The organism is Streptomyces sp. NPDC053665 (assembly GCF_055585285.1).
Genome location: NZ_JBVJKK010000001.1, coordinates 570,580 through 588,207, shown reverse-complemented (window position 1 = coordinate 588,207; position 17,628 = coordinate 570,580). Strand labels below are relative to the sequence as shown.

Genomic DNA, 17,628 nt, shown 5'->3' with positions numbered 1-17,628 from the left:
TCAGCGCACCTCGACCATGCGGGCGAAGGCCACGACGTTGCCCGCGTAGCCGTCCTGCTCGGTGAAGCCGCCCCCGCAGGTGATGACCCGCAGTTCCGCGGCGCCCTTGGAGCCGTAGACCCGGTCGCCGGGGAAGTCGTCCTTCGCGAACACCTCGACGCCGTAGATCTCGAACACGGCCGTCCTGCCGTCCTGCCGGGCGATCTCGACGCGGTTGCCCTTCTTCAGCGCCCCCAGCCCGTAGAACACGGCGGGACCCTGCTGGTTGTCGACGTGGCCCACGACGACCGCCGTGCCCTTCTCGCCGGGGGTGACGGCACCGGTGAACCAGCCGGCCAGGTTGGGGTCCTCGGGCGGGGGCGCGCCCACCCAGCCGTCGGCGTCCAGACCCACCGGGATGATCGGCGCGTCGACCTGGATGGCCGGGATGCCGACCCGGGCCGGGACGGCGTAGGGCAGGGGCTTCACTGTCCCCGCGAAGGTGTCCCCGGGCACCCGGGTGTCGGCGGCGGCCGCCGTGGCCGGCTGGGGCGGCCCCTCGTCGAACTCTCCCGAACCATTCCGAATGAGCGCGAGGCCGGTGAGCAGAACAAGCGCTATCACGCCCCACGGGGCGCGCTTCTTCCGCCGGGCCTCCTCTTCCGCCGCGGCCAGCTCGGACGCAGACATGGGCCATCCCCTCTCGACGCGGCCGTCGCCGGGTCAATCGCGCATATCCAGCACGCTAAGTGCCGCGCCGGAAACCGGCGACGGGGCGACGGCGAACGGGTGGCCGCGCCGTGCGGGAGGCGTCCCGGCACGCTGAGGTGCGCCATCCGAGTTGCCGCGGCGAGAGAATTTCCAACGCGCTGTGACCTGCGGTGATGTCCCTCCGCGTGGTCGTCCGGCGACGCCTTCGCTCACCAGGACGGACCATTCCCGAAATGCGGCTCGGGGCGCGGCAACTGACTGTCTTTCTGGGAGGCGCTTTCTCGCCGATCTACCGGGGAACGGGTCCCGGGGCGTCTTCCGCGGAGGATCACATGCGTAACACTCGTGCTCTGGCGGTGGCCGGCGCGGCAGTGGCCGCCCTCGGTCTGTCGGCTCCCGCGGCCATGGCGTGGGACACCCCCAGCAACATCGTCGCCCTGCCCGGCGTCATCGCCCGGGGCGGGCAGCTGACCATCACCGTCGACGGCTGCCGCAACGGCGGTACGGCGACCTCCAACGCCTTCGCGCCGACCCGGCTGTCGCCCGTCCACCACGGCGGCAAGGGGAACGAGAGCGACCGGAGCGGCGGTGGCAACGGGGACGGTCGGGGCACCGGCGGCAACGGCGACGGTCAGGGCTTCGGCGGCAACGGGGACGGACGGGGCACCGGCGGCAACGGGGACGGGCGGGGCACCGGCGGCAACGGCGACGGGCGGGGCACCGGCGGCGGCAACGACACCGCGCGGGGCACCGCCATCATCAACAGCAACGCCCGCCCGGGCTCGTACGACATCACCGTCACCTGCAACGGCCGGACGCTGACCAAGCCGCAGGCCTTCACCGTCATCGGCGGCGTCCGCGGCGGCATCGGCGGCAGCAGCACCACCGGCGCCACCCCGACCGACATGGCCATCGGCGGCGGCCTGGTGGCCGCGGCGGTCGTCGGCGGCGGTGTCTTCTGGATGCGCCGCCGGGCCGAGCGGCACGCCTGACGCCTCGGCGTCCGTCCCCGCCACGAGGCGCGCACGTGAACGGTCGCCGCCCCGGGCCCCCCTCGCCGGGAGGTCCCGGGGCGGCGTTCCGCGCGGCACGCGCACCTCGCTCAGCCCGCGTCCTCGTCCGTGCGCCGGCGGGAGAAGTGGTAGGCGGCCCCCAGCGATCCGGCGATCAGCGCCGCGCCCAGGCCGATGTTCCGGACGTCGAACCCGGCGATGGTGCCGCCCTCACCCGCGTGCACGCCCTTCGGGTGGCGCGAGTGGTGAGTGGGGTGCTCGGTGGGGTGGTGCGTCGGACGGCCCCCGGCGATGGTCAGGCGCGCCGTGCCGCTCGACTCGTCACACGCGAACTCCACGTCGTAGATCGCGCCGGGCCTGGCGTCCCGGTCGACCACGGCCCTGGCCCGTGACTCGTGCCGCGGGATCGTCACCAGGTCGAAGACCGGCGAGTTGACCGCCGCCTCCCCCCGGCAGGCGTGGTTGCGCTCGACGTACACGGTGACCCGGCCGCCCGGTTCGACCACCGACGGCTCCACGCCGAAGCGGAAATCGGGCCGCATGGCCGCGTCCGCGGGAGGCATGCAGGAGGTCAGGGCACCGGCGCCCAGCAGTACGGCCGAAGCGACGTGTATCGCGCGCATGGTGTTCCCTCCGGGTCCTCGAAGCGCAGCCGCGGACCGGTTCCGCTCATGTCACACCTGCACCTCGATGCCCGAAACGCTAGGAAGGCACGGACGGGTGCGCGATCCCCGTAGTGCGAACGGGGGAACGGTGTGGGCCGCACGGGGGAACGCCGCGCGTACGGCCGGGGGACGGCGACGGCGTGTCGCGCGCCCCCCGGCCGGTGCCCGTGGTGGGGGAGGAGCCGTCAGTCCCCCGCCCCCGGGAAGAGGTTGAGGAAGGGCTCCGCCGAGGCCGCGACCCCCCTGCTGTACGGGCTGTCGAAGTCCCAGATCAGGAACAGCAGGAAGGCGATCAGCGCGGAGAACAGCCCGGCGAGGATCAGCTCGCGCGCCGTTCTGCGGATCTGCAGGACGAAGATCATCCCGATGGTGACGACGGCTCCGGCGACCAGCCCGAACCACACCACGCCCGGCATGGTCTCCCCGGTCGACTCCGCCCGGGAGATCCGCGCCTGGCTGGCCGCGGTCACCTGGTCGACGAGCGGCTGGTAGGCCTGCGCCTCGAAGTCCGTCGCCGGTTCGTAGTCCGTGACGTCCTGGCGGATCCGCGCGAAGAGCTCGTCGCCGCGCTCGGTGACCTCGCCCCGGTCGGCCATGGCGTCCCACTCCGTGGTGACGACGTGGCTGACATAGGCCTGGACGTCCTCCCGGATGCGGTCGCGCTCGTCGGGCGGGTAGACCCGGACGCGCTCGGAGATCTCGTGCAGTGCGGTCGCCTCGGCCTGGACGTGGTCCTGGGCGGCACTGCGGCCCTCCCAGACACCGGCGATCGCCAGTCCCAGGACGATGGCGTAGACCACGCCGATCCACATCGTCATGTACTCGATGACGTCCGGGGTCTCACTGGGGTCCTCGTCCTCGGCCGCCCTGCGGTGCCGGACGAGGGTGATGACGACCACCACGGCACCGGCGGCCAGCATCGCGAGGGTGAGAACAAGCCATTCCGGCAAGGGGTGCCTCCAGGTTCGGGATCAGCGCGCGCGGAGCGCGGCGACGGCGACCACCGCGGGCACCGTGACGAGCAGGACGAAGGTGAGCGGCGACATGGCGCCGTTCGCGGGCCGGGGCCGCGGCGGGGCGGCGCGGTAGCGCGGGTAGTGCACCGGCGCCGCGGACGGAGCCGGAGCCGGGGTGGCCGACGGGGCCGGCGCCGGGGGAGCGGGTGGCGGCGGCACCGGTCGCGGGGCCGGCCGGGGCGGTGGCGCCTCGGGAGGCGGCGCGGGCGCGGGCGGCGGTACGGGCTTCGCCGTGGGCTTCGGGGGAGGCGGCACCGGGGGCGGCTTCGGCGACGGCGGCGGGGTGGGGCTCGGCGTCGGTGTGGGAGTCGGCTTCGGCGGAGGGGGCGTCGGCGTGGGCGTGGGCGTCGGTTCGCAGGGGGGAGGGGGAGGAGGCGGTGGGGGCGGGGTGGGTGTGGGACACGGCCAGGTCCAACTGCCGGCGATCGCCACCGCCTCGACGCCGTCCGGTCCCGTCGAGGCGTACGCGCAGGCGTCTGCCTCCGCCACGCCGGCCGGTGCGCCCACGAGCGTCCAGGTCAGCGTCACCACCGCCAAGGCCCGTGCGGCAAGGGCGGGTTGGTTCGAGAGGGATCCATGCACGTCGAAGATCATGAGCCCTGTGCCGCCGGGACGCGCCGGGGCGCAAGGGGATTGCCCCGAAAGGAGGACATCCGTGGCGCATCGGTTTGATCGGCCGTCCCTCGTACGGCGTCCGGGACGCACGGGTGTGCGGTGGGGCTCGCAGGCGTGTGCGGATGTCCGCGGGAGTGTGCCGGGGTGTCCGGGGGTGTGTGCCGGGTTTTCCGAGGGCCGCGTGTCGGGTTTTCCGGGGGCCGCGGAAAGAAATTCGGCCCGCCGTTGAACACACCCGCTGCCCCCGTGCGTACTCATGGCCGTGCGGCGGCGCAGCAGGGCGCTGCAACACCCTTGTGATCTTGGGGAGTTGACGATGAAGACCTCCTGGCGGAGCGCCTCACTCGTGGCGAGCGCCGCGGCGGTCCTGGCGCTGACGACGGCGTGCGGTCAGGACAGCCCACCGGCGGCCAGCCAGAACGTGGGCGCCACGGCCGCGCCCGGAGACTACGGCAGCATCGGCGCCGGCGCGGGCGGCAGCGCGAGCCCCCAGCCGGCCGCGCCCAGCCCGTCCGGCCTGTCGAACCCCGCGGGCAAGCTGTCGGTCTCCACCGCCGACGAGATCGGCAAGGTCGTCACCGACAGCCTCGGCCTCACCCTGTACCGCTTCGACCAGGACGCCGACAAGCCGCCCAAGTCGAACTGCGACGGCGACTGCGCCAAGACGTGGCCGCCCGTGCCGGCGGACGACGCCGAGGCCGGCGAGGGGATCGCCAAGTCGCTGCTCGGCTCGGTCACCCGTGCCGACGGCACCAAGCAGCTCACGGTCGGCGGCTGGCCCGCCTACCGCTACGCCAAGGACGTCAACGCCGGTGACGTCAAGGGCCAGGGTGTGGGCGGCAAGTGGTACGCCCTCGCCCCCGACGGCAAGAAGGCGCAGGGCGGCGGGAGCGGGGCCGGCGACGGCGGGAGCGGGGCCAGCGACCTGGCCGGCCTGTCCACCCGCAAGGACACCGAGCTCGGCGAGATCGTCGTCGACAAGAACGGCATGACCGTCTACCGCTTCATGAAGGACGAGGCCTGGCCCAAGCCCGTGTCGAACTGCGAGGGCGCGTGCCTGGAGAAGTGGCCGCTGGTGGAGCCCGTCGACTTCGCCGACACCAAGGGCATCCAGAAGAAGGGCTACATGATCTTCGACCGGGCCGACGGCAAGGGCAAGCAGCAGACGATCAACTGCTCGCCGATCTACACCTTCGCCGGGGACAAGGCACCCGGTGACACCAACGGCCAGGGCGTGGGCGGCACCTGGTACGCCGTCCGGCCCGACGGGAAGCCGGTCGGCGCCCCGGCGAAGTAGCGAAACCTCCCCAGGGTTGCTCGTCGTCCACCTGGGGTGCCGACCCGGTCCGCCTCTCCGTACCCCACGGAGAGGCGGACCTTTCTGCCGTGCCGGGGATCTTCCGGGCGCGCGGCGTCATATGTTCATGGGGCATGCGGACGGGTATCAATTCGGCACGTGCCGCAGGCAGTGACCGGGAACGGATGGTCAATTTCCGTTTCGGGTCGCTCCATTGGCGGGCGATCAGTAGCCTCTGCTCGAACACCGGATCGCCTACGCCTTGGAGAGATAGATGGAGCGTCCCGCCTGGGCCCCACGGAGCATCGACATCTCGGTGCCCAGCGTCTCCCGGATGTACGACTACTACCTGGGCGGATCACACAACTTCGAGGTCGACCGGGAAGCGGCCCGCAGGGCCATGGAGTTCATGCCGGGGCTCCCCAAGATCATGCAGGCGAACCGGGCGTTCATGCGCCGCGCCGTGCGCCACGCGGCCGCCGAGGGCATCGGCCAGTTCCTGGACATCGGCTCCGGCATCCCCACCTTCGGCAACGTGCACGAGGTGGCGCAGGCCGCCCGTCCCGGCGCCCGCGTGGTGTACGTCGACCACGACCCGGTGGCCGTGGCGCACAGCCAGGCGGTCCTGGAGGGCAACGAGGACGCGGGCGTCGTCGCCGCGGACCTCCTCAAGCCGCAGGAGATCCTGCGCAGTACCGAGGTGGAGCGGCTGATCGACCTGAATCGGCCAGTGGCGCTGCTCCTCGTTGCCATACTGCATTTCGTGGAGGACGAGGACGACCCGTACGGGGCGGTGCGCGAACTGACCGAGGCGCTCGCGCCCGGCAGCATGCTCGTGCTCACCCACGCCTCCTACGAGGGGGTCCCGTTGCCGCCGGAGCGGGCCGGGGGCGCGGTGGACGTGTACGAGGACATCCGCAACCCGCTGATCATGCGCTCGCGCGAGGAGATCGCGCGGTTCTTCGAAGGGTACGACATGGTGGAACCCGGACTGGTGGCGATGCCGCGCTGGCGGCCCGACACCGCACCGGAGGACGAGGATCCGTACGCGTTCTCCGGGTTCGCGGGCGTGGGGCGTACGGCGTGACCGCGGAACCGGACGGGCCGGAGGACAGACTCCGCCGGTTCGCGACGATCTGGAGCCGAGCGGTCTTCCCCGTCACCTCGACGTCGTCGACCCGGACCGAGTTCGAGGCGCACCTGCTGCCGCTGGCGCGGACGTTGAGCGAGGCCCTGCGGGCCCGGGCCTTCGACGCGGAGGCGGGCCGCAGCGTCGGCGCCGAGCTCGTGCACGCGCACTGCACCGACCCCGAGGCGCTCAGCCGCACCCTGGACTGCGTGGACGCCTACCTCGTCCTGTACTGCGGCGGCGACGGCGACCAGGAGGACCTGCGGGCCAGGTGCTCCCGCTTGCAGCACGCGATGGCGGCCGGCTTCGCGCGGGCCCTGCGCGAACGGACCCTGGCGGAGCAGGAGTCCATCGCCCAGGCGGCCCTGGAGGCGCAGGGCGTGGTGGCGCAGGCCCTGCACGCGAGCGAGGCGCGGTTCCGTGCCGTGTTCGAGGGCGCCGCCATAGGCATCGGCATCGCCGACCTCGACGGGAACATCCTCCAGGTCAACGGTGCGCTGCTGCGCATGTTCGGCGTCTCCGAGCACGTCCTGCGCACCCGCAGCGTCAAGGAGTGGACCCACCCCGACGACGCCCCCCAGACCTGGCGCCTGTACGACGAACTCGTCCGCGGCGAACGGGAGCACTACCACCTGGAGAAGGCGTTCTACCGCCCCGACGGCACGGTCCTGTGGACCAACCTGACGGTCTCCCTGCTGCGCGACGCCGACGGCAGCCCGCAGTACCAGCTCGCCCTCATGGAGGACACCACCGAGCGCCGGCTGCTGAACCTGCGGCTGCGCTACGAGGCGACCCACGACGCGCTGACCGGGCTGCCGAACCGCACGTTCTTCTTCGAGCGCCTGGAGAAGGCACTGGGCGCCGGGGCGGGCCAGCGGTTCGGGCTGTGCTACCTCGACCTGGACGGGTTCAAGACCGTCAACGACAGCCTCGGGCACGCCGCCGGCGACCGGCTGCTGGTGGAGGTCGCCGACCGGCTGCAGTCCTGTGTCACGGCCCCCGGCGAGATGGTCGCGCGGCTCGGCGGCGACGAGTTCGTCGCCCTGACCACCGGCCCCGACACCCAGCGCGAGGTCGACGAGCTCGCCGGGCGCATCATGAACGCGCTTCTCGCGCCGATCAGTGTCGACGGCCGTGAGCTGACCGTGCGGGGCAGCATCGGCATCGTCGAGGGCCCGGCCGGCGAGCGCAGCCCGGCAGAGGTGCTGCGCAGCGCGGACATCACCATGTACCGGGCCAAGTCGGCGGGCGGCAACCGCTGGGAGCTGGCCGACCCGGAGGCCGACGCCCGCGCCATCACCCGGCACGGGCTGACCACGGCACTGCCGACGGCGCTGGAGCGCGGCGAGTTCTTCATCGAGTACCAGCCGCTGGTGCACCTCGGCGACGGCAGCGTGCGGGGCGCGGAGGCGCTGGTGCGCTGGCTGCACCCGCAGCACGGGGTGCTCGGGCCGGACCGGTTCATCCCGCTCGCCGAGCACACCGGGCTGATCGTGCCGCTGGGGCGCTGGGTGCTGGAGCAGTCGGTGCGGCAGGCCCGGGAGTGGCGGGAACTGCACGGCGGCGAGGACGCCGGGCCGCTGCGGATCAACGTCAACCTCTCGCCGTGCCAGCTGACCCACCCGGCGCTGGTGCAGGACACCGTCGACATCCTGGAGCGCACCGGTGTCGCCCCGGACGCGCTCTGCCTGGAGGTCACCGAGTCGGCGCTCATCGGGGCGGACGACGACCTGCTGAAGCCGCTGCGGCGGCTGGCCGAGATGGGCGTCGACATCGCCCTGGACGACTTCGGTACGGGCTACTCCAACCTCGCCAACCTCCGCCGCCTGCCGGTCAGCATCCTGAAGCTCGACCGTTCCTTCACGCAGAGCATGCAGCAGTTCCCCGCGGACCCCGTCGACCTCAAGATCGTCGAGGGGATCGTCTCGCTGGCGCACAGCCTGGACCTCGCGGTGACGGTGGAGGGGGTGGAGACGGGAGCCCAGGCCGAGCAGCTCCGCGTCCTCGGCTGCGACACGGCCCAGGGCTGGTACTACGCCCGCCCGGGCCCGCCCGAGCGGCTGCACGACCTGGCGCTGGTGGACGCGACGGGGTGAGCGCCCCGGGGGGGGGGGGGGGGGGGGCGGGAACCGCGCCTTCGGGGGCGCGGGGAACTGCGCGAACCACCACGACGGTCCCGCACCCCCTCATGGCGTTCACCACCGCGGCGCTCCCGGGCGCGACCGCCTCACCGCTCCAGCAGCATCCGCTGAAGCTCCCGCGCCGCCCGGGGCGGGGCCACGTCGCTGCGGTGGGCGAGCGCGATCGTGCGGTGCAGGCCCGGCCGGGCCAGCGGGGTCACCCTGAGGCCGCCGCCGGAGCGGGCCGCCACCATCCGGGGCACCACGGCGGCGCCGAGCCCGGCCCGGACGAAGCCCAGGACCGCGTCCATCTCGCCGCCCTCCACCGCGAAGTCCGGCTCGAAGCCCTCGGCGCGGCATGCGGCCACGGTCAGTTCGCGCAGGTCGTAGCCGTGCCGGAACATCACCAGACGCTCGCCCTCCAGGTCGGCGATCCGCACGGTGCGCCGGCCTCGCGCGGGCCCGGGCGTGTCCGGTGAGGAGACCACCACCAGGTCCTCGCGCAGCAGCTCCACCGTGGTCAGGGCGGGGGAGGGCGTGGGCAGGGGCAGGACGACCAGCGCCAGGTCCAGCGCGCCCCGCGCCAGCTCCCGCACCAGGTCGTGCGAGCCGCCCTCCTCGATCAGCAGCCGGATGCCGGGGTAGCGGTCGTGGAAGGCCCGCAGCACGTCCGGGAGCAGACCCGTGCACAGGCTCGGCGTGGCCCCGAGCCGGACCCGGCCCCGACGCAGCTGCACCAACTCCTGCACCTCGTGCCGGGCCGTGTCCGCGTCCGCGAGGATGCGCCGGGCCAGCGGCAGCAGCGCCTCACCGGCGTCCGTCAGCGTGATGTTGCCCCGCGCCCGCAGGAACAGATCGGCGCCCAGTTCCCGCTCCAGTGCCTTGATCTGCTGCGACAGCGACGGCTGCGCCACGTGGACCAGATCGGCCGCGCGCGTGAAGTGCCGGGTCTCCGCGACGGCGACGAAGTACTGGAGCTGCTGGAACTGCATACGCCCAGCATAGACGCGCGATAGGTGACGGCTATCGAAACCAGCCGGACCATGTCTTGGACCGATCCCCATGGGTCCGCCTAACGTGCCTGCCATGGCACTGGCAACGCGGACGGACCGGCGGCCGTCCTTGGCACGCACCGTGTGGGACTCCACCGTCGGCAAGAAGACCGTGATGGCGGTCAGCGGCCTGATCATGCTGCTGTACCTGGTCGCCCACATGATCGGAAACCTGAAGATCTTCTTCGGGGCCGGCGAGTTCGACCACTACGCCCACTGGCTGCGCACCGTCGGCGAGCCGTTCATGCACTACGAGTGGACGCTCTGGCTGATCCGCGTCGTCCTCGTGATCGCCGTCGTGGCCCATGCGGTGTGCGCGTACCAGCTCAGCCGCCGCGACATCCGGGCCCGGCCGAGCAAGTACGCGCACCGGAAACCGCGGGCCTCCTACGCCACCCGCACCATGCGGTGGGGCGGGGTCATCCTCGGGCTGTTCATCGTCTGGCACCTGCTCGACCTGACGACCGGCACGGTGCACCCCGGCTTCCGGCCCGGCCATCCGTACCAGAACGTCGTGGACACCTTCTCCACCTGGTACGGCAACGTCGTCTACATCGTCGCGATGCTCGCGCTCGGCCTGCACGTGCGGCACGGCTTCTGGAGCGCCGCACAGACCCTCGGCGCCGGCAGCCGCACCCGCGACCGTGCCCTGAAGGCCGCTGCCGACGTCCTCGCGCTGCTGCTCACGGCCGGCTTCATCGCCGTCCCCGTGGGCGTCATGACCGGAGTGGTGAGCTGACATGACTTCCTACGCCGACTACACGACCGGGGAGCCGGTCACCGACACCAAGGCCCCGGCCGGCCCCGTCCAAGAACGCTGGGACAGGCGCCGCTTCGAGGCGAAGCTGGTCAACCCCGCCAACCGGCGCAAGCACACCGTGATCGTCGTGGGCACCGGTCTCGCCGGCGGCTCCGCCGGGGCCACCCTCGCCGAACAGGGCTACCACGTCGTCCAGTTCTGCTACCAGGACTCGCCCCGCCGCGCCCACTCCATCGCCGCACAGGGCGGCATCAACGCCGCGAAGAACTACCGCAACGACGGCGACTCCGTCCACCGGCTGTTCTACGACACCGTCAAGGGCGGCGACTTCCGCGCCCGCGAGTCCAACGTGCACCGCCTCGCCCAGATCTCGGTCGAGATCATCGACCAGTGCGTCGCCCAGGGCGTGCCCTTCGCCCGCGAGTACGGCGGACTGCTCGACACCCGCTCGTTCGGCGGCGTGCAGGTGTCCCGCACCTTCTACGCCCGCGGCCAGACGGGCCAGCAGCTCCTCCTCGGCGCCTACCAGGCCCTCAGCCGGCAGATCGCCGCGGGCAACGTGGAGATGCACCCCCGCACCGAGATGCTCGACCTGATCGTCGTCGACGGGCGGGCGCGCGGCATCGTGGCCAGGGACCTGATCACCGGGAAGATCGACACCTACTTCGCGGACGCGGTGGTGCTGGCCTCCGGCGGCTACGGCAACGTCTTCTACCTGTCGACGAACGCCATGAACTCCAACGCCACCGCGATCTGGCGGGCCCACCGGCGCGGCGCCCACTTCGCCAACCCCTGCTTCACACAGATCCACCCCACCTGCATCCCGCGCACCGGCGACCACCAGTCCAAGCTGACGCTGATGAGCGAGTCGCTGCGCAACGACGGCCGCATCTGGGTGCCGAAGGCCAAGGGCGACAATCGGCCGCCGGCCGAGATCCCCGAGGACGAGCGCGACTACTACCTGGAGCGCATCTACCCGTCCTTCGGCAACCTCGTGCCGCGCGACATCGCCTCCCGCGCCGCGAAGAACGTCTGCGACGAGGGACGCGGCGTCGGCCCCGGCGGGCAGGGCGTCTACCTCGACTTCGCCGACGCCATCGCCCGCATGGGCCGCCAGGCCGTCGAGGCCAAGTACGGCAACCTCTTCGACATGTACCAGCGGATCACCGACGAGGATCCGTACCGGGTGCCCATGCGGATCTACCCGGCCGTGCACTACACGATGGGCGGACTGTGGGTCGACTACGACCTGCAGACCACGGTCCCCGGGCTGTTCGCCATCGGCGAGGCCAACTTCTCCGACCACGGGGCCAACCGGCTCGGCGCCTCGGCCCTGATGCAGGGCCTGGCCGACGGCTACTTCGTGCTGCCGGCGACCATCAACGACTACCTGGCCCGCAACCCCCACCACGACACGGTGGACGACGAACACCCCGTCGTCCAGGAGGCGCTGGCCGAGACCCAGGACCGGCTGAACCTGCTGCTGTCCGTCGAGGGCGACCGCACCCCCGACTCCTTCCACCGCGAACTGGGCGAACTGATGTGGGAGTTCTGCGGCATGGCGCGCAGCGACGCGGGTCTGCGCAAGGCCCTGGAGCGCATCCCGCAGATCCGCGAGGAGTTCTGGCGGCGCATCAGGGTTCCCGGCACCGGCGAGGAGTTCAACCAGTCGCTGGAGAAGGCCAACCGCATCGTCGACTACCTGGAACTGGCCGAGCTGATGTGCCTCGACGCCCTGCACCGCGAGGAGTCCTGCGGCGGCCACTTCCGCGAGGAGTCCCAGACACCCGACGGCGAGGCCGCCCGCCGGGACGAGGAGTTCGCGTACGCGGCCGCCTGGGAGTTCACCGGCACCGGCGAGGCACCGGTCCTGCACAAGGAAGACCTGGTCTTCGAGTACGTCCACCCCACCCAGCGGAGCTACGCATGAAGCTCACCCTGCGCGTCTGGCGGCAGAAGAACGCCGACGCCGACGGCACGATGTCCACGTACGAGGTGGACGGGATCTCGCCCGACATGTCCTTCCTGGAGATGCTCGACACGCTCAACGAGGAACTCATCGTCCAGGGCGAGGACCCCGTCGCCTTCGACCACGACTGCCGCGAGGGCATCTGCGGCGCGTGCTCGCTCGTCATCAACGGCGACGCGCACGGACCCGAGCGCACCACCACCTGCCAGCTGCACATGCGGTCCTTCCGGGACGGCGACACCATCGACGTCGAGCCGTGGCGGGCGTCCGCCTTCCCGGTGATCAAGGACCTCGTCGTGGACCGGTCGGCCCTCGACCGGATCATCCAGGCCGGGGGATACATCACCGCCCCGACCGGCTCGGCACCCGAGGCCCACGCCACGCCCGTGCCCAAGCCCGACGCCGACCTCGCCTTCGAGCACGCCGAGTGCATCGGCTGCGGGGCGTGCGTGGCGGCCTGCCCCAACGGCGCGGCCATGCTCTTCACCTCCGCCAAGATCAACCATCTCAACGTGCTGCCGCAGGGGGCGCCCGAGCGCGAGACGCGGGTGCTGGACATGGTGGAGCAGATGGACGACGAGGGGTTCGGCGGCTGCACCCTCGCCGGGGAGTGCGCCACCGCCTGCCCCAAGGGGATTCCGCTCATGTCCATCACCAGCATGAACAAGGAGTGGCTGCGGGCGGCGCGGAAGGTGAAGCGGTAGCGGGACGGCATCGAAGCGTTCGCCGGTGAGTGCGGACGGGCGGGACCGGGAGAGGTGCTCCTCCCGGTCCCGTCTCGTGACCGGGGGCGGTCGTCACCGGTCCCGGGCGCCGCGCCAGTAGCGCGCAACCCGGCGGTACTGCACCATCTCACCCTCCCGGTCCAGCTCCACCCGGTACGTGGCGAGCAGACTGGTGGTGTCGGGGACGCGTGCCAGTTCCAGCACGTCGACGTCGACGATCCAGCCGCCGTCCTCGCCGGGGCGCACCGCGGAGACTCCTTCCAGGCGCCGGCCGATCAGCTCGGTCAGCGCCCGGGCGGCACGCCGGGCGGCGTCCCCGGCCCCGCGCACGGCCGGCCGGCGCCCGGCGGATGGCGAACCGCCCTCCCGCTTCCGGCCCTTGGGTTCTGTCATGTGCCCCACTCTCGCCCGGGCGGCGCACGCGCGCGTGTGCTGCTGGGCCATCCGGGCCCCGCCCGCGGAGGTGAGCCGTTCAGCAACCCCACATCCCCGCTCCCCGCCCGCGACACGCGGCGGTCAGCCGGGATCGGGACAACAGGGAACGGCGGCACCGCCCGCCGCCCCCGGCCCGTGACCAGGAGAAGCCATGACCGGCGCACTGACCGTCGAACGCCCCGCCCAGCCCACGGCCCCCGCCCGCTACACCGTCCGTCTCGCCCGGACCGAGGACGACGTGCGCGCCGCCCAGCGGCTGCGGCACGACGTCTTCGCCGGGGAGCTGGGCGCGCTGCTCCCCGGCCCGCAACCCGGCCTGGACACCGACGCGTTCGACGCCTACTGCGACCACCTCCTCGTGCGCGAGGAGACCACCGGGCAGGTCGTCGGCACCTACCGGCTGCTGCCGCCGGAACGCGCGGCCGTCGCCGGACGGCTGTACGGCGAGGGCGAGTTCGACCTCGCCGCACTGGACGGCATACGGTCGCAGCTGGTCGAGGTCGGCCGCTCCTGCGTCCACCCGGACCACCGCGGCGGCGCCGTCATCGGCCTCATCTGGGCCGGCATCGCCCGCTACATGGCCGACCGGGGCCACGAGTGGCTCGCCGGGTGCTGCTCCGTCCCGCTGGCCGACGGCGGCACGCTCGCCTCCGCCGCCTGGGACCGGGTGAGCACCAGGCACCTGTCGCCGCCCGAGCTGCGGGTCCGTCCGCTGCTGCCCTGGACGCCCGGTCCGGCACCGGCCGCCCGGGTCGAACTCCCCGCCCTGCTGCGCGGATACCTGCGCCTCGGCGCCTGGGTGTGCGGCGCGCCCGCCCACGACCCGGACTTCGGCGTGGCCGATCTGTTCGTGCTGCTGCCGATGAGCCGGGTCGACCCCCGCTACCTGAAGCACTTCCTCTCCCTCGCCCCCGCGTGACGAGCGCCTGGCTGCCCACCGCGCCCTGCTCGCCCCGGGCCTGCGTGGAGACGACGCCGGCGGCCGCCCGGGCCGTCCCGCGCGCCGTGCTGCGGCTGACCGGCGTGGCCCTGCTGCTCCTGGCCGGTGCGGCCCTGTCCCCGCTCGCCGCGCGGCTGCCGGAGGCCGCCGTGCGGCGGTGGTGCCGGTGGATCGTGCGGGCCGCGGGGGTACGGGTCCGCATCACCGGCGGCCCCGCCCCCGCCGGGGGGCTGCTGCTGGTCGCCAACCACATCTCCTGGCTGGACGTCCCGCTGCTGGCCGCGGTCCGCCCCGCCCGGATGCTGGCCAAGACGGAGGTGCGGCACTGGCCCCTCGCCGGTGCGCTGGCCGCGCGCGGCGGCACCCTGTTCATCGACCGGGACCGGCTGCGCGCCCTGCCGGACACCGTCGCCCGCATCGCCGGCGCGCTGCGCGAGGGCGCCGCGGTCGCGGCCTTCCCCGAGGGCAGCACCTGGTGCGGCCGGGCCCAGGGCCCCTTCCGCCGGGCCGTCTTCCAGGCGGCCCTGGACGCCGGTGTGCCCGTCCAGCCGGTACGGATCGCCTACCGGCTCGGTCCCGCGACGGCCTGCACCGCCCCCGCGTTCGTCGGCGACGACACGCTGATCGCCTCCGTGTGGCGGGTGCTGACCTCCCGCGGCCTCGTCGCGGAGGTCGAGGTGCGGCCCGCGATCCCCCCGGGCGGTGTTCCCGACCGCCGCGCACTCGCCCGCGCGGCGCAGCAGCACCCCGGGCCGGCACCCGCCGGGACGCATGCGGTGCTCGTCGCGTAGGGAAGGACCGGCCCGGCTACGGGGTGCCCGACAGCGTGCGGGACAGGTACGGGGCGGTCCGGCTGCCCGGCGCGGCCGCCACCCGCGACGGAGGCCCGGCCGCCACGATCCGCCCGCCCGCGTCACCGCCGCCCGGGCCCAGGTCGACCACCCAGTCCGCGCCCGCCACGACGGACATGTCGTGCTCCACGACGATCACGGTGTTCCCGGCGTCGACCAGGCCGTGCAACTGGCGCATCAGGACGTCCACATCGGCCGGGTGCAGGCCCGTGGTGGGCTCGTCGAGCAGGTAGAGCGTGTGGCCGCGCCTGCCGCGCTGGAGTTCGCTCGCCAGCTTGATGCGCTGCGCCTCACCGCCGGACAGCTCCGTCGCGGGCTGCCCGAGGCGCAGATAGCCCAGCCCCACGTCGAGCAGGGTGCGAAGACTCCTGGCCACGGCCGGGGTGTCCGCGAAGAACTCCGCGGCGCCCTCCACCGTCAGATCCAGCACCTGCGCGATGCTGCGTCCCCGGTACGTCACCTCCAGGGTCGGGGGGTTGTACCGCGCCCCCGCGCAGTCCGGGCACGGTGCGTACGTGCTGGGCAGGAAGAGCAGCTCCACGCTGACGAACCCCTCGCCCTGGCAGGTCTCGCAGCGCCCGCCGGCGACGTTGAAGGAGAACCGGCCGACACCGTACCCCCGGGCCCGTGCCTCGTCGGTGGCCGCGAACACCTTGCGCACGACGTCGAACAGGCCGGTGTAGGTGGCGAGGTTGGAGCGCGGGGTGCGGCCGATCGGCTTCTGGTCGACCGACACCAGCCGGCCCACTCCCTCGGTGTCCTCGCCGATCTCGCCGATGAGGGTGGACTTGCCCGAGCCGGACACACCGGTGACCGCGGTGAACACGCCGAGGGGGAACTCGGCGGTCCCGCCCCGCAGGTTGTGCCGGGTGACCGGCCCGATCGTCAGCAGGCCGCTCGGGGTGCGGACCGGCCGGGCGGGAACGGGGGAGCGGTCGAAGAGGTAGCGGGCCGTCGCCGACTCGGCCACGGCGGCCAGCCCGGCGACGGGACCGCTGTGCAGGACCCGCCCGCCGTGCTCGCCCGCCCGCGGCCCGACGTCCACCAGCCAGTCGGCGCCCCGCACGACGTCGAGGTGGTGCTCCACCACGAACACCGAGTTCCCGGCGGCCCTCAGCCGTTCCAGCACGGTGATCAGCGCCTCGGTGTCGGCCGGGTGCAGCCCGGCCGACGGCTCGTCGAGGACGTACACGACACCGAACAGGCCGGAGCGCAACTGGGTGGCCAGGCGCAGGCGTTGCAGCTCGCCGGCGGACAGCGTCGGGGTGGCCCGGTCCAGGCTGAGGTAGCCGAGGCCGAGTTCGACGACGGGTGCGATCCGGGAGCGCAGGTCGTCGGTGAGGACCTTGCCCGCCTCGGAACGCGCGTCGAGTGCGGCGGCCAGTTCCACCAGGGGCAGGGCCGCCAGCTCGGCGATGGTCCGTCCGCCGACCGTCACCGCCAGCGCCTCGGGCCGCAGCCGGCTCCCGCCGCAGGCCGGGCAGGGCGCACTGGTCAGGAACCGCTCGGCCTTCGCCCGCAGGGCCGGGCTCCGGGAGTCCGAGAAGGTCTTCATCACGTACCGGTGGGCGCTCATGTAGGTGCCCTGGTACGGCCGTTGGATGCGGTCGGCGTCCCGGACCGGGTGCACGGTCACCACCGGCTGCTCGTCCGTGAACAGGATCCACTGCCGGGCCTGCGCGGGCAGCTCCCGCCACGGCCGGTCCACGTCGTGGCCGAGCGCGTCGAGGATGTCCCGCAGGTTCTTGCCCTGCCAGGCGCCCGGCCAGGCGGCGATCGCGCCCTCGCGGATCGACAGCGACGGGTCGGGGACGAGCAGGTCCTCGCTCGTCCGGTGCACCCGCCCCAGACCATGGCACTCCGGGCAGGCGCCGGCGGCCGTGTTGGGCGAGAACGCGTCGGAGTCGAGCCGCTCGGCCCCCGGCGGGTAGCTGCCGGCGCGGGAGAACAGCATGCGCAGGGAGTTGGAGAGGTTGGTGACGGTGCCGACCGAGGAGCGCGAGGTGGGGGCGGCGCGGCGCTGCTGGAGCGACACGGCGGGCGGCAGACCGGTGATCTCCGCGACCTTCGGCGCGCCCACCTGGTGGATCAGCCGGCGCGCGTACGGGGCGACCGACTCGAAGTACCGGCGCTGCGCCTCCGCGTAGATCGTGCCGAACGCCAGCGACGACTTCCCCGAGCCGGACACGCCGGTGAACACGGCCAGCACGTCCCGCGGGATGTCCACGTCCACGCCCCGCAGGTTGTGCTCGCGTGCTCCCCGCACACGGACGTACGGATCGTGGGGGACGTCGAGGACGTCGGGGGCGTGGGGGACGTGGGGGCGGTCGGGGTCGTGCATGTCCGCGACT

The 17,628-nt window shown here is 73.1% G+C and carries 16 protein-coding genes; 9 read left to right on the top strand and 7 right to left on the bottom strand.

What is annotated here, in order from left to right:
• Complete coding sequence (locus ACZ6ZN_RS02565) at positions 1 to 669, bottom strand: class F sortase (protein WP_398107697.1); 669 nt, start codon at positions 667 to 669, stop codon at positions 1 to 3.
• Positions 670 to 1,022: 353 nt separating this feature from the next.
• Here ACZ6ZN_RS02565 and ACZ6ZN_RS02560 point away from each other — a divergent pair, with 353 nt between their 5' ends.
• Complete coding sequence (locus ACZ6ZN_RS02560) at positions 1,023 to 1,682, top strand: hypothetical protein (RefSeq protein ID WP_451879722.1); 660 nt, start codon at positions 1,023 to 1,025, stop codon at positions 1,680 to 1,682.
• Between the two features lie 110 nt (positions 1,683 to 1,792).
• Here ACZ6ZN_RS02560 and ACZ6ZN_RS02555 read toward each other — a convergent pair whose 3' ends face one another.
• The 3 genes from ACZ6ZN_RS02555 to ACZ6ZN_RS02545 form a co-directional block, all read right to left on the bottom strand.
• The gene (locus ACZ6ZN_RS02555; RefSeq protein ID WP_451879721.1) at positions 1,793 to 2,326 is read right to left on the bottom strand and encodes a hypothetical protein; all 534 of its coding nucleotides are present in this window, start codon (positions 2,324 to 2,326) and stop codon (positions 1,793 to 1,795) included.
• A 227-nt stretch (positions 2,327 to 2,553) separates the two neighbouring features.
• Positions 2,554 to 3,318 (bottom strand): bestrophin-like domain, encoded by a 765-nt coding sequence (locus ACZ6ZN_RS02550; protein WP_469642516.1) that lies wholly within the window; start codon positions 3,316 to 3,318, stop codon positions 2,554 to 2,556.
• Positions 3,319 to 3,339: 21 nt separating this feature from the next.
• Complete coding sequence (locus tag ACZ6ZN_RS02545) at positions 3,340 to 3,471, bottom strand: hypothetical protein (protein WP_333936356.1); 132 nt, start codon at positions 3,469 to 3,471, stop codon at positions 3,340 to 3,342.
• 844 nt (positions 3,472 to 4,315) lie between these two features.
• Here ACZ6ZN_RS02545 and ACZ6ZN_RS02540 point away from each other — a divergent pair.
• The 3 genes from ACZ6ZN_RS02540 (at position 4,316) to ACZ6ZN_RS02530 (ending at position 8,521) form a co-directional block, all read left to right on the top strand.
• Complete coding sequence (locus tag ACZ6ZN_RS02540) at positions 4,316 to 5,296, top strand: SCO0930 family lipoprotein (RefSeq protein ID WP_451879719.1); 981 nt, start codon at positions 4,316 to 4,318, stop codon at positions 5,294 to 5,296.
• A 274-nt stretch (positions 5,297 to 5,570) separates the two neighbouring features.
• Entirely contained in the window at positions 5,571 to 6,383 is an 813-nt protein-coding gene (locus tag ACZ6ZN_RS02535; RefSeq protein WP_451879718.1) for an SAM-dependent methyltransferase, read from the top strand.
• Positions 6,380 to 8,521, top strand: a complete 2,142-nt coding sequence (locus ACZ6ZN_RS02530; RefSeq protein ID WP_398107691.1) for a putative bifunctional diguanylate cyclase/phosphodiesterase — start codon at positions 6,380 to 6,382, stop codon at positions 8,519 to 8,521. Before ACZ6ZN_RS02535 ends, ACZ6ZN_RS02530 begins: the two co-directional genes overlap by 4 nt.
• Before the next feature lie 131 nt (positions 8,522 to 8,652).
• Here ACZ6ZN_RS02530 and ACZ6ZN_RS02525 read toward each other — a convergent pair whose 3' ends face one another.
• Positions 8,653 to 9,537 carry a LysR family transcriptional regulator gene (locus ACZ6ZN_RS02525; protein ID WP_451879717.1) on the bottom strand — a complete coding sequence of 295 codons (885 nt, stop codon included), beginning with the start codon at positions 9,535 to 9,537 and terminating at the stop codon, positions 8,653 to 8,655.
• Positions 9,538 to 9,667: 130 nt separating this feature from the next.
• On the opposite strand from ACZ6ZN_RS02525, the gene ACZ6ZN_RS02520 reads away from it, so the two are divergent.
• The 3 genes from ACZ6ZN_RS02520 to ACZ6ZN_RS02510 are packed head-to-tail and all read left to right on the top strand — an operon-like array spanning position 9,668 to position 13,030.
• Entirely contained in the window at positions 9,668 to 10,336 is a 669-nt protein-coding gene (locus tag ACZ6ZN_RS02520) for a succinate dehydrogenase (RefSeq protein ID WP_398107937.1), read from the top strand.
• A 1-nt stretch (position 10,337) separates the two neighbouring features.
• Positions 10,338 to 12,287 carry a fumarate reductase/succinate dehydrogenase flavoprotein subunit gene (locus ACZ6ZN_RS02515; protein ID WP_469642513.1) on the top strand — a complete coding sequence of 650 codons (1,950 nt, stop codon included), beginning with the start codon at positions 10,338 to 10,340 and terminating at the stop codon, positions 12,285 to 12,287.
• A complete protein-coding gene (locus tag ACZ6ZN_RS02510; RefSeq protein WP_398107688.1) occupies positions 12,284 to 13,030 on the top strand; it encodes a succinate dehydrogenase/fumarate reductase iron-sulfur subunit in 747 nt (248 codons plus the stop codon). The genes ACZ6ZN_RS02515 and ACZ6ZN_RS02510 overlap by 4 nt, the downstream gene beginning before the upstream one ends.
• A gap of 93 nt (positions 13,031 to 13,123) precedes the next feature.
• Here the strand turns inward: ACZ6ZN_RS02510 and ACZ6ZN_RS02505 are convergent, their stop codons facing one another.
• Entirely contained in the window at positions 13,124 to 13,444 is a 321-nt protein-coding gene (locus ACZ6ZN_RS02505) for a gas vesicle protein GvpO (RefSeq protein ID WP_469642510.1), read from the bottom strand.
• 193 nt (positions 13,445 to 13,637) lie between these two features.
• Between ACZ6ZN_RS02505 and ACZ6ZN_RS02500 the strand changes: the two genes are divergently transcribed.
• Positions 13,638 to 14,405 carry a GNAT family N-acetyltransferase gene (locus ACZ6ZN_RS02500; protein WP_451879714.1) on the top strand — a complete coding sequence of 256 codons (768 nt, stop codon included), beginning with the start codon at positions 13,638 to 13,640 and terminating at the stop codon, positions 14,403 to 14,405.
• The gene (locus ACZ6ZN_RS02495; RefSeq protein WP_451879713.1) at positions 14,402 to 15,217 is read left to right on the top strand and encodes a lysophospholipid acyltransferase family protein; all 816 of its coding nucleotides are present in this window, start codon (positions 14,402 to 14,404) and stop codon (positions 15,215 to 15,217) included. The genes ACZ6ZN_RS02500 and ACZ6ZN_RS02495 overlap by 4 nt, the downstream gene beginning before the upstream one ends.
• Before the next feature lie 16 nt (positions 15,218 to 15,233).
• Here ACZ6ZN_RS02495 and ACZ6ZN_RS02490 read toward each other — a convergent pair whose 3' ends face one another.
• Entirely contained in the window at positions 15,234 to 17,618 is a 2,385-nt protein-coding gene (locus tag ACZ6ZN_RS02490; protein ID WP_469642508.1) for an ATP-binding cassette domain-containing protein, read from the bottom strand.
• Positions 17,619 to 17,628 lie beyond the last annotated feature (10 nt).